Source organism: Baaleninema simplex PCC 7105 (assembly GCF_000332355.1).
GTDB classification, from domain to species: Bacteria; Cyanobacteriota; Cyanobacteriia; order Cyanobacteriales; family Geitlerinemataceae; genus Baaleninema; species Baaleninema simplex.
In genome coordinates, this window is record NZ_KB235958.1 from 2,627,004 (window position 1) to 2,638,487 (window position 11,484).

Sequence of the window (11,484 nt, forward strand, 5' to 3'; positions counted from 1 at the left end):
CCTTTGTTACCTCACATTGGACAATTTTGCTACAAACGATCGATTTCTTTACACGATCGCCGTCCGTCACTCGAGTTGACGATTATAGGTTGTCCAGACAGTATTTAGCTCGCTCGGCCACCTGAGCGTCCGAATCTTTGGCTAGTTTTTCTAACGTCGGACGCACGGCATCGCCGCCGATATGTCCTAACGCTTGGGCGACGCGCAGTCGAGTTTGGGGTTCTGGGTGGTTGACAAAGGGTTCGATCCAGGGAATCGCTTTCGGATCGCCAATTTCCCCTAACGCGCTGATGGCGGTGGTTTGCACGATCTCGGTTGGGTGTCCGACAGCTTCTTCGAGGAGTTCGAGCGCCCGAGGTTCGCCGAGTTCGGACAACGCCGCCACGACGCTCATTTGAACGATCCAATCGTCCGTACTGCGATAGAGCTTCACCAAATCGTCGTAAGCTTCTTTAAGTTGCAAGGCGCCCAAGGAATCGGCGGCGGCAGCTTTTACGTCCATTTCTGGGTCGTTGTACAGTCGCAAGCGCAACAGGTCTAATGACAGTGGTAAGTCTTGACGTCCCAACGAGGCCATTTTACTGGTGGCGGTATAGCGAACCCGTGGATTTTCATCGTTGAGGGCGGGTTTGACGTACTCGAACGCCACCGCCGGATCGATGCGATCGAGCTGGTTGAGACCCCGCAGGCGATCGCCGTAATCTTCAGATTCAACGAGTTGTTTGACAGATTCTGGTGTAATACTCATTTTGAAAATTCAGTTTTGAGTCAAGGACAGTTATCAAAAAATATCAAAACTTCCGGGAACTCGCGTTGTTCGAGTCACGAGAAACTGTAAGAGATTTAAACAGTCGGTCAGCAATGTTGTTTGAAAAAGGTCGATCTAAAAACAGTCACCATCGCGTGGGCGATCGAGTGTTCGGACTTTGAAATCGAGGCCGGTTTACACTCCAAGAGAAAGAGAACTCGAAGGCAAACAGAGCTTCGATTTAACTGCAATCCGAACGAGGTTTTGACGGGGGCAGCCAGCCGAGTTTTTCGACATTGCGAACGAACCAGACTGACTCACCAAACCTCTTGACGACCGGACTTCCACAACGAAGGAAACTGCGAGCGCGATCCTCTTCCCAACGAGGAACGATGCGTAAGTTCGATCGGTGTTAGGGCGGTTTGAAAGCGAGAACGCAAAGGTTCGAGCGTTCGAGCGAACCTCTAAGATTCGCTGTCGTGGCTAGCCGCCATCGCCCGAACGATATCGCCCCGCGTCAAAATACCGACGACTTTTTTCGAGTCGTCTAGTACGGGAAGACGGTGAACTTTTTTCTCGTGCATCAGTCGGGCAGCGTCCTGTAACGGACAGTCTGGCGTCGTCGTTACGATATGCTGGGTCGTCATGACTTCCCCGACGGTTTGACCCAACACTTTATGCAATTCTTTTTCGTACCGTTTGGGGTTTTCCAAAAAAATTACACTGTCGAGAATCGTAATATAAGGAGGAGGCGTCGCTCCCGTTTCGCGCCACATTAAATCCGTTTCCGACAGAATCCCGACGAGTTTACCCGTCTCGTCTACGGTCGGCAGGCCGCTAATATGGCGTTCGGCGATAATCTGAATGGCCTCTTGAATCGGCGTATCCGGTCGGACGAGAATCGGATCGCGACTCATCACGTCAGCAACGGTTTTGACCATAATTTCCAGTGTCGTTTCGTATCTGGTGTCTGTTGCCTATCATACCGTTCGACGCCCCGCGCGTTTGTAAAAAATCCAGAACGGCGCGATCGCTGCGACTCGAGCTGGAGTCGTTAACATAGAACTTGTAATCCAGCGTCTCGATCGCGTCATGGCAAACTGTCCGACTTCCAACTCGTCCAACGCTCCCGAGGCATCTCGTATTTTCGTGTGTCAGAACCGCTCTTGTGCCAACAACGGTTCGGCACAAACCCTACAAGCGTTCCGCGAGGCGAATTTGGACGGGATCGAAATTGAAGGATGCGACTGTCTCGGACAGTGCAGTTCCGGGCCGACGGTGCGCGTGGCCGCCGACGAAACCTGGTACTGTCAGGTCAAACCTGAAGATGTCCCTCGCATCGTCGAACAGCACGTTCGAGGCGGACGACCGGTTGAAGATAAGCTCAATCCTCGCATTCACCTTCGCATCGGTTGAACGGGTTTGATGGCGAAATTTCGATTTCGGAAAGTTCGACTTGTTCGGCGATCGAAACCGAACGGGTCTGTGAAAAATTCTGGCATATATTAAAGGTAGCGAGACCCCTTGTCAGGATTTTGAGAACTCGTGTTCGATCGCACTTCACTGTCGAGTGTTAGAGAGGTCAGTGCTATGGGCGTTATTCGCCGAAGCCGCTACGTGTCTTGGAACAGTTTCGATCGCACCCCTTAAGTTGGAAAGAGGCGATCGGTCGCGTGTTTACATCACTTCGCCATCGAGTTACCCAGTTTGGGAAACGTTTTCGCAAGCAACATTTCGCGTGACGGTTGCCTGCTGCCAAAATTTAAGGCAAATTGATGCGAATGCGATCGATACTCGATCGTACAAAAAGCCAGGTTTTCGGGTGCATTTCAAAGAGGTCTTCACCACAGAGGCACAGAGGACACAGAGAGGGATTTGTCTGACTGGGGCAAACCAATGTTTGAGATAGTGTTTGAGATTCGGATTCTGTATAAATCCTTGATTTAGCTGCGACCCACCCCAGACTTATATTTTTACAAAAGTGAGATGTACTCTAGATTTTGAATCAATGTAAAAAATCGTTTGTCAATTTTACGCCTATTCAACGATCGCCCTGAGATATCTTTTCTCTCGAGGGCGATCGTTTTGCAGTCAAGCTTATTTTTTAGCTCCGGCTGGCTTTATATCGAAGTTCGTTAGCCTCGTCTATAGCCTGAAATAGAGCTGATTTGTCTGAATTTGAAATCGACATTTGCGAAGAAAACCAGTCGTGGAGCAGTCGATCTTCTTCTGCCTCATCTCCATAGTCCATATGCATGAAACGATAGAAGTAAGGAACGTCCCACTCGATATAGTGAATAAATACATCGTAAGGAGCAACTGTCCAGTCAATTCCCCACACTTGTTGAAGAAGACGGAGAAATATTTTAGCTTCTGGAGGACGATCTTGAGCAATTAAAGCGTCTAATTCTTTCATCAAGACATCTTTATTCATGTTGCAATCCCTGTAAATTCACTGTTATAAGTTTTACTTGCAAGACCGTTATATCATGATTTTTTTAAAGTCGCCACAATTTATTATTTCTACAGATTTCAAGATGGGTTGTTGGGTTTGTCCATTTTAATGTAGCAATATAACGAACGACAAATAACAAGCTGATTCCTATAAGCGTTTAGATTGGCGATCCTACCAGAAATCGCCGAATTCTTTACGGGATAATAGACTCTCAACCATGTAAAAAACAAATCGTAAAATCCTAAAACACCCGAAAAAATCTGATTCCCCGTTCCCCGTTCCCGATTCCCTTTTTGTCTCAATTTTGTTACACAACTGATTTAGGGTTGCTATATCAGACTGATATACAAAACACCGAAGTTTCATCGACCCCATTTAACAGATCGTTGCGGAAATTCCGGTATCGAGTGTGTATTGTTAAGTATTGCCAGATCGCCTATCGAACACTTTGCTCAAGCTCGATAACGTAGTCTGCCAAGAGCTAAGCCTGATTAACTGTCGGGCTTTTTCAAGCCCGCACCATAACCGGAACGGGTCGGCGTCGGGTGGTTGACTGAAACTTTCGTAAGACGGGTGCGTCTAGAAACATGAACGGCTGTGGTTTTCACAGCTTGGGTTAACGTATGAATAGTTGATAACTCACCAAAACTCTTCACAGCAGATGAATCACATCGTAAAACTTCTTGGAATCAGTGCGAGCGCCTTCTTACTCCTCTCAGCAACGCCGCTGCGTACCCTGGCTCGTCCTACTTCTCCCCTCGTCGCGTTCAAACAAGTTCAAACCCTAGACACGCAGACGTTATTCGCCCAAGTTAAAGAAATGCCCTTGTTTGCAGGCGTTCACATCACGCCCCAGCAAGAAGCTATGCTCCGTCCGATCCTCGAGCAAACCCGGACTCGCATCGAAAGAATTCTCAGCGTCGAACAGCAAAACCGCTTCCATCGCATGATGATAGACGGACACTCTCTCGAACGTGCGATCGAAGCGATAGAACTCTCTTCAGAACAGGAATCCCAACTCGATAGCGTTCTGCAAATGACAGGGTTACAAGTCGCTCCAATTTTTACCCCCGAACAGCGCGATCGCCTCGAAGCCAATATCGAAGCCGCACAGCTTTGATGGGGAGACAAGGAGGACAAGGTAGGCAAGTTAGAAACTGTTAACTGCTAACTGTTCACTGTTCACGGTAAAAGACTGGTGACTGTAAATCGTCTTGACGGCTGTTCGCAAGCACGACAAGATTGCCCTGTAGAGAGTTTTAGGGAGATCGATCGTGGCAGCTTTTGAGATCGAAGCCAAGTGGGTAAACGTTGCCAACGGCGACTTACAAATCGATGCGTATCTGGCGCAACCCCAGGGAGAGGGTTCGTTTCCGGGTATCGTAGTGTTTCAAGAAATCTTCGGCGTCAACGCGCACGTTCGCGATGTCACCGAACGCATTGCTCGAGAGGGTTACGTCGCCTTGGCACCTGCGTTGTACCAACGTCTCGAGCCGGGATTTGAAGTCGGATACAGCGAAGAAGAGTTAAAAAAAGGTCGCGAGTATAAGGTTCAGACGAAAGCGTCGGAGTTGTTGAGCGATACCCAAGCTTCACTCGACTATCTCAAGCGTTTACCGAACACCACCGATCGCTTTGGCAATATTGGGTTTTGCTTTGGGGGTCACGTGGCGTATTTGACGGCGACGCTAGACGATTTTAAGGCAGTCGCATCGTTTTACGGAGCGGGAATTGCGACGCTGTGTCCTGGCGAAGAGAACGGTGCCACGATCGATCGCACAAAGGACATTTCTGGAACCGTTTACGCCTTTTTCGGGACTGAAGATCCCTTAATTCCCCTCGCAGAGGTCGATCGCATCGAAACGGCGTTAACCGAACAGGGAGTTTCTCACCAAATTTTCCGATACGAGGGAGCGACGCACGGCTTTTTCTGCGATCGGCGAGAGAGCTATAACGAAACGGTTGCGCGTCAGGCGTGGGAGCGGGTGTTGGAGCTGTATAACGCGCAGTTGAAAGACTAGGCGATCGCCGCCCTCTCACTCTAGCCGCGCGATCGACAGGTGTAAGAAAAGCTGGTGACAAGATTTGAACTTGCGACCGGCTGATTACAAATCAGCTGCTCTACCACTGAGCTACACCAGCACGCTATTTACTATAGCAAACTTCATCACCAATTTTCACGTCCAAGTTCGCCCCCACTGCGATCGCCTCCCTCAAGACAAAAATCCTGCCGAGATTTAGATGGCATGGGGAACCGAATCGAGTAGAATTGGAGTGCGTTCTACCAGCGTCGAGACACTCAGGCGTTTCCCCAGCTCGGGCGATCCGCGCGAGAGTTGCAATTCTCTCAACGTCTCGCGAGCGATCCGACGAACTACCCAACCTGTTCGAGATATCTTTCGACGTCTTCGATCGCGCGTGTCAGTTCCACTTCCGTACTTATCCGGAGGCGTTCGTCGCGCAAGGTTAACAAAATTTTCGCCGAAAACGGCGTCGGCCAGATATTGGGATTGCAAAACACTTCGAGGAAAACCTCACCGGTATACTGATACTCGATCGGTTTTTGTGGTGTCGGGCGTCCGCCCCCTCCAGTCGGATGGGTGGCGACGGCTTTTAACCGTTCGGCAAGCTGCACGAGAGTTGCTTTCAACTCGCGAGCTGCTTCTGGTGTGAAGTTAAAGGAAACTGACCCTTCCGTGAAGTTCAAAGTAAGTCGAGAACTAGACATAGCGCGATCGCCTCTGGAACGATGTGCTATATCATGTTACCTACGATTGGGTCACTCGCTAGACTCCCATACCCGATTTAGAGTTCGCTCTCTCGAGATCGAACGATTAAAGCGGGCGAGAGCGATGGCGGCATCAGGTGAGTTGTGCGGCAAGCGAAACTTCGTCCGATAATAGATTCGAGTTGGATATTTGACAGCCTTCGGCAGTCGAGCCAACTCCAACGACCCAGTGTTCTGAGCGTCTCGCGCACTCAATTTCACCTAAATTTTAGAACGAAAGTGTGGTCATGGCCCCTGCCAAAATTCTGGTCGTCGATGACGACATCGCAGTTCGGAATTTAATCCACCGCTTCCTAAGCAAGCAAGATGACTACGTCGTCGAATCGGCCGAGGATGGTAAAACAGCCCTCGCTCTATTCGAGCAACTCAACCCGAACTTAGTAATCTTAGATGTGAACTTACCCGATACGACGGGGTATCAACTCTGCCAAGAAATGCAGGGTCGAACGGGGGTATTTATCATGATGCTCACGAGTCGAAACGATGAAGAAGATGTCGTCAGAGGCTTTGAAAAAGGAGCGGACGACTATCTCACGAAACCCTTTAGTCTTGCCGAACTCGGCGCGCGCGTCGCGGCGGTGTTGAAGCGACAGCGTACTGTCACCCCCGCTCAACAGCAAGGGATCGTCCTCGGCGACCTCCTCATCGATCCCGGTAGTCGGGAAGTCACCCTCAATAACGAACCCGTTCCCTTAACGGCGTTAGAATTCGATTTACTGCACTTCTTGGCGAGCCATCCCGGTCGGGTGTGGCGTCGCTCGGAGTTGTTACAGGAGGTGTGGGATTACGATTACGTTGGCGACCAGCGAGTCGTAGACGTTCACATCGGCCAAATTCGCCGTAAAATCGAAGGCAATTCTAACAAACCCTCTATGATTCAAACGGTGCGGGGAGTCGGCTATAAATTCGAGATTCCGTCGTCGTCGGTGAGTGGATAAAGCATTCGATCGTCGAGGTTGGGAGACCGGCCGCTCTGGTAGATCTTCGAGCAATTTGCAGTGAGGAACGCGGCGCGAAACGTCCCCTGTCGGGGTTGAGAGACCATCGTAGTTGTCTCGGACAAAAAGACAGACTCTTTGCACGCCGTTGGTGAAAAGAGTCTGTTGTTGAAATCCATCGTGGTGAGTCGAGGCGGGGCTGGAAACGCAACGGCTTTGAGGGATTTTCCCCGTCGGGACAACCCGGTCACTTCCCGACGGGAAAACGAGATGCCACCTCAAACGGTACTTTGAAACAAGGTTTCCAAGTACACCCTGGCTGCACGGCGGTAGTTTTGAGACGATTCGGGGGTACTGCTATCTCCATTTTGCAGGAGAAATAGAGACAACGCTGCGGAGAAGACCCGATCTTGATCCCAGTCGGGATGGCTATCTAGGTAACTTTTGAGAGATTGGTGTAAGTCTTCGGGAATTTCTGCCAGTATGCTGACGCTTGTATTCATCTTTCTTCGGCGCCGAACCCCCCGCTATAGCCGTTAGGCTTAGCGGCGGGAGGAAGCGCCGCCTCCAATGTTAGGTTTACACGTTCACTCCCTGGATGAGTTAGAATGGGAGCATGACTCAAGCAATAACGGTTAAATGCAGGCTGATAGTCCCTCCAGAGTTGACTGAAAAGGTCGATGAGACTCTGGAGGGCTTTGCTGAGGCTTGCAACCAGATCTTGCAAACAGCTAAAGAACACAACGTCTGGAACACGACGAAGCTGCATCACCTGACGTATAAGCCAGTTCGAGAAGCCACCGAACTCAAAGCCAATCACGTTTGTCAGGCAATTCGCCGCGTTGTCAATCAACGAAAAGCCACCCAACAAATCCACAAGTTTCGCCCCACCAGCGTCGGTCTCGACGTTCGGACGTTCAGGTACATCGAATCCAAACAACAGGTCGGTGTGACTCTGAAGTCGGGGCGAGTTAACTTCGATCTCAAGATTGGTGGCTATCAAATCGCACTGCTGCGGGGACAAAGTCCCACCAGTGCAACGCTGAAGAAAACTCGGCAAGGGGATTACTACATCAACATCGTTGTTGAAGTCCCCACCCAACCGAAGGGGAGAACCCCCAAGGTCTTGGGAGTTGACCGGGGTTTGCGAGACATCGCGACTACCTCCACCGGGAAATCCTGGAATGGAGAACAACTGAGGGCAACTCGCGAAAAGTACGTTCGTGTACGTGCCTCGATTCAAGCCAAACGCACCAAGTCGGCTAAACGCTTGCTTAGAAGGCTCTCTGGGCGTGAATCGAGGTTTCAAAGTTGGGTCAACCACAACATCAGTCAGCAACTCGTTCGAGAAGCCAAAGCCACCAATGCTGTAATTGCCTTCGAGGATCTCACAGGGATTCGATTGAGTGTCAAGCTCAGGAAGAAAACTCGAACCGAAATTCACCGATGGGCGTTCTACCAACTTCAATTGTTTACCGAGTATAAGGCAAACATTGCCGGGGTAGAAGTCGTCACCGTCGATCCTCGCTACACTTCCCAAACTTGTTCTCGATGCCATCACGTTCCCCCCGAACGGGGTAAGTCCTATCGCCACGGTAAGCGGTTTAAGTGTGGTTTTTGTGGCTTCGAGCATGATGCTGATGTAAACGGGGCATTAAATATCGCTCAACTGGGGGCTGTCGTAACTCAGCCTGAAATCTCGACCTATGCTTGCGTTCCTTGAGGGGCAACTCAGTTTGTTCCCGGCAGGTACGGGTTAGGGATAAAGCCCCCGCTATACCTGTAAGGGTTAGCGGCGGGAATAGTTACAGCTGTCTCCTAAGCTGGGGGAATTACAGCGAGCCGCGAATTGCGATCGCGCCGGTGAGGAATCGCTGTAAAAGGGTCTGGATTTCTGACCTGTCGCATTATTTTGATCTGAGAAGGGGTGGGGTTGTCAATGTTGCAAAATATTAAAAACCTCCGAACACGACCGTTGCCCTCACGAGAGAATGCGGGTTTGAGGAGTATTTTTGTTACATTACTTCATCAAAAGAGGTTGGATCTGAGAGTAGACGAACGGCGATCGAGAAATCCCCAACAATTCCACCGAGTCCCGTTCTCTCGTCATACCCTGTGGAAAACTTTCTCAAACCTGTGGAAAACTCGAGAAGAACTTGTGGAAAGTCTGTGGAATCGATGGGGAAAATCTCCAGCAATGATAAGAATTGCAAAGAGCGGCAAATCTTAAAAATTGCCGTAATATGACAGATGCAGCCAACACTGAGCGTCTATGGTTCGCCTTCCCTGGCGTCGTCCGCCACAACCCGATCCCGATCCTTCGGAGTCTCCTAGCGGTTTAGGAACTTTCGGCGGCGTCTTTACCCCCTCGATTCTGACGATTCTTGGGGTAATTATGTATTTGCGGTTCGGTTGGGTCGTGGCCAACGTCGGTTGGGGAGGAAGTCTGGCGATCGTCACCCTTTCGACGGCGATCACGTTTCTAACCGGCTTGTCTATTTCTGCGATCGCCACCGATCGCGTGGTGCGTGTCGGCGGTGCCTACTACATGATCAGTCGCTCCCTCGGCATCGAAACCGGCGGTGCGGTGGGCATTCCCCTCTACTTCGCCCAAGCCCTCTCCGTCGCTCTCTACACCTTGGGTTTCGCCGAAAGCCTCATTAACACCTTTCCCGTCCTCAGCAACGTTCAAACCGTCGTCGCCCTCATCACCACCATCGCTGTGGCGGCCTTAGCCATCCAATCGGCCAACCTCGCCATCCGCGCTCAATACTTCATCATGGCGGCGATCGTCCTCTCGCTGCTGTCTTTCGCCTTCGGTCATCCCGTCGCCGAAAGCGACATCGGCGTGTGGAACGTTTCTGGACGCGTTGGCGAACCGTTCTGGGCAGTGTTTGCCGTATTTTTCCCCGCCGTCACGGGGATCATGTCCGGCGTGAATATGTCTGGCGACTTGCGCGATCCCTCGAAATCGATTCCCATCGGTACGCTTTCGGCCATTGGCGTTGGCTATCTCATCTACATGATTTTGCCGGTTTTCCTCTCCACCCGCGCCGACTTTACCGCCCTGACTGAAAATCCCCTCGTCATGCGCGATATCGCTCTATGGGGCGATGCTATCTTATTGGGCGTTTGGGGCGCGACGCTCTCGAGTGCGTTGGGCAGTATTCTCGGGGCGCCTCGGGTTCTGCAAGCTCTGGCGCGAGACGGCGTTTTACCGCGATCGCTCCGCTGGCTCGGACAAGGCCACGGCCCGGACGACGAACCGCGCTTGGGAACTTTCGTGACCTTGGGCGTCGCCGTGGCCGCCGTCTGCGTGGGAGATCTCAACCTCATCGCTCCCGTCTTGACCATGTTTTTCCTCTCGACGTACATGGTCTTGAACGTATCGGCGGCGATCGAAGGATTTCTGCAAAGTCCCTCCTTCCGTCCGACGTTTCGGGTGCATTGGTTTCTCTCCCTTATCGGGGCTTTGGGTTGCTTGTCCGTGATGGTTCTCATCAACGCCGCCGCCGCTGTCGTCGCGGCGATTCTGGTGGCGGGGATTTACATTTGGCTCGAACGGCGGGAACTTCAGTCGGCCTGGGGAGACGTGCGACGGGGATTGTGGATCGAGCTGGCGCGTTTGGCGATTCTCAACCTCGGCGATACGCCCGATACGAAAAACTGGCGTCCGAATATTTTGGTTCTCTCGGGTGCGCCGATGCGCCGCTGGCCGCTGATCGAACTGGCGGCGGCCTTTACCCACAACCGAGGTCTGATTACAGTTGCCAGTATTTTACCGAGCGGTTCGCGAGATCTGGCTCAGCAAGCTTCTCTCGAAAGCAAGATTCGGGAGTATGTGGAGAAACGGGGCGTGCAAGCTCTGGTCCGCATCGTGACCGCCCCCGATCCGTTTGTCGGTGCCGAACGGCTGATCGAAGCCTACGGTCTCGGTCCGCTGGTTCCCAATACGGTGTTGCTCGGAGATAGCGAGCAGGAAGCGTTACGGCAGGATTATTGTAAGTCGATCGCCACGTTGCACCGATCGCGTCGCAGTGTCGTTATTTTTCGCGAAAATCCCGAACTGGGCTTTCGCAACCGCCGCCGCATCGATGTGTGGTGGGGAGGGTTGCAATCGAACGGCGGGTTGATGCTGTTGTTGGCCTATCTCCTCCGCACGAGCGATCGCTGGCGCGGCGCGACGATTTATTTGAAATTGGTAGTACCTAACGAAACTGCCGCTCAAGCCGCCCGCGCGAACCTCGATAATTTGGCGCAACAACTCCGAATCGGGGCGGTATCGCAGGTGTTGGTCTCTGACGGACGACCGTTTCCTGAAATTTTGCGGGAGTCGTCTCGGGCGGCGGATTTGGTCTGTTTGGGGATGGCGACCCCCCGCGACGGTGAAGATTTTAGTGAATATTACGGTCGGTTACAGGCTATGGCCTCGGATCTTCCTACGACTCTCTTTGTTTTGGCGGCGTCCGATTTTGCCTTTGAAGAAGTCTTGCAGGGTAAAGATTAGGGTCGTTTCATCAGGGAAGAGGTGCAGGAGAGTAAGGGAGCAGGGGAG

At 51.7% G+C, this 11,484-nt stretch carries 11 protein-coding genes and 1 tRNA gene; 6 read left to right on the top strand and 6 right to left on the bottom strand.

What is annotated here, in order from left to right; genetic code table 11:
* Nucleotides 1–82 precede the first annotated feature (82 nt).
* The gene (gene nblB / locus GEI7105_RS0113560) at nucleotides 83–748 is read right to left on the bottom strand and encodes a phycobilisome degradation protein NblB (protein ID WP_017660998.1); all 666 of its coding nucleotides are present in this window, start codon (nucleotides 746–748) and stop codon (nucleotides 83–85) included.
* A gap of 464 nt (nucleotides 749–1,212) precedes the next feature.
* Nucleotides 1,213–1,689: a CBS domain-containing protein gene (locus GEI7105_RS0113565; RefSeq protein ID WP_017660999.1), complete on the bottom strand. Its 477-nt coding sequence runs from the start codon at nucleotides 1,687–1,689 to the stop codon at nucleotides 1,213–1,215.
* A 151-nt stretch (nucleotides 1,690–1,840) separates the two neighbouring features.
* Here GEI7105_RS0113565 and GEI7105_RS0113575 point away from each other — a divergent pair, with 151 nt between their 5' ends.
* Nucleotides 1,841–2,164, top strand: coding sequence for a (2Fe-2S) ferredoxin domain-containing protein (locus GEI7105_RS0113575; protein WP_017661000.1), 324 nt, complete (start codon nucleotides 1,841–1,843; stop codon nucleotides 2,162–2,164).
* A gap of 688 nt (nucleotides 2,165–2,852) precedes the next feature.
* Here the strand turns inward: GEI7105_RS0113575 and GEI7105_RS0113580 are convergent.
* Nucleotides 2,853–3,182, bottom strand: a complete 330-nt coding sequence (locus GEI7105_RS0113580) for a hypothetical protein (RefSeq protein WP_017661001.1) — start codon at nucleotides 3,180–3,182, stop codon at nucleotides 2,853–2,855.
* Nucleotides 3,183–3,864: 682 nt separating this feature from the next.
* Here GEI7105_RS0113580 and GEI7105_RS0113590 point away from each other — a divergent pair.
* Nucleotides 3,865–4,323 carry a Spy/CpxP family protein refolding chaperone gene (locus tag GEI7105_RS0113590; RefSeq protein WP_017661003.1) on the top strand — a complete coding sequence of 153 codons (459 nt, stop codon included), beginning with the start codon at nucleotides 3,865–3,867 and terminating at the stop codon, nucleotides 4,321–4,323.
* 154 nt (nucleotides 4,324–4,477) lie between these two features.
* Complete coding sequence (locus tag GEI7105_RS0113595; protein ID WP_017661004.1) at nucleotides 4,478–5,224, top strand: dienelactone hydrolase family protein; 747 nt, start codon at nucleotides 4,478–4,480, stop codon at nucleotides 5,222–5,224.
* Nucleotides 5,225–5,273: 49 nt separating this feature from the next.
* Here the strand turns inward: GEI7105_RS0113595 and GEI7105_RS0113600 are convergent.
* Together GEI7105_RS0113600 and GEI7105_RS0113605 are read right to left on the bottom strand one after the other, a co-directional pair.
* A tRNA-Thr gene (locus GEI7105_RS0113600) sits at nucleotides 5,274–5,345 on the bottom strand.
* Between the two features lie 232 nt (nucleotides 5,346–5,577).
* The gene (locus GEI7105_RS0113605) at nucleotides 5,578–5,931 is read right to left on the bottom strand and encodes a hypothetical protein (RefSeq protein WP_017661005.1); all 354 of its coding nucleotides are present in this window, start codon (nucleotides 5,929–5,931) and stop codon (nucleotides 5,578–5,580) included.
* Nucleotides 5,932–6,218: 287 nt separating this feature from the next.
* Here GEI7105_RS0113605 and GEI7105_RS0113610 point away from each other — a divergent pair, with 287 nt between their 5' ends.
* A complete protein-coding gene (locus GEI7105_RS0113610) occupies nucleotides 6,219–6,929 on the top strand; it encodes a response regulator (protein WP_017661006.1) in 711 nt (236 codons plus the stop codon).
* Between the two features lie 278 nt (nucleotides 6,930–7,207).
* On the opposite strand, the gene GEI7105_RS0113615 is transcribed toward GEI7105_RS0113610, so the two are convergent.
* Nucleotides 7,208–7,432, bottom strand: coding sequence for a DUF2811 domain-containing protein (locus tag GEI7105_RS0113615; RefSeq protein ID WP_017661007.1), 225 nt, complete (start codon nucleotides 7,430–7,432; stop codon nucleotides 7,208–7,210).
* A gap of 218 nt (nucleotides 7,433–7,650) precedes the next feature.
* Between GEI7105_RS0113615 and GEI7105_RS30495 the strand changes: the two genes are divergently transcribed.
* Nucleotides 7,651–8,652 (top strand): RNA-guided endonuclease InsQ/TnpB family protein, encoded by a 1,002-nt coding sequence (locus tag GEI7105_RS30495; protein ID WP_245555407.1) that lies wholly within the window; start codon nucleotides 7,651–7,653, stop codon nucleotides 8,650–8,652.
* Between the two features lie 549 nt (nucleotides 8,653–9,201).
* Nucleotides 9,202–11,436, top strand: coding sequence for an APC family permease (locus GEI7105_RS0113625; protein WP_017661009.1), 2,235 nt, complete (start codon nucleotides 9,202–9,204; stop codon nucleotides 11,434–11,436).
* Nucleotides 11,437–11,484: the final 48 nt, after the last annotated feature.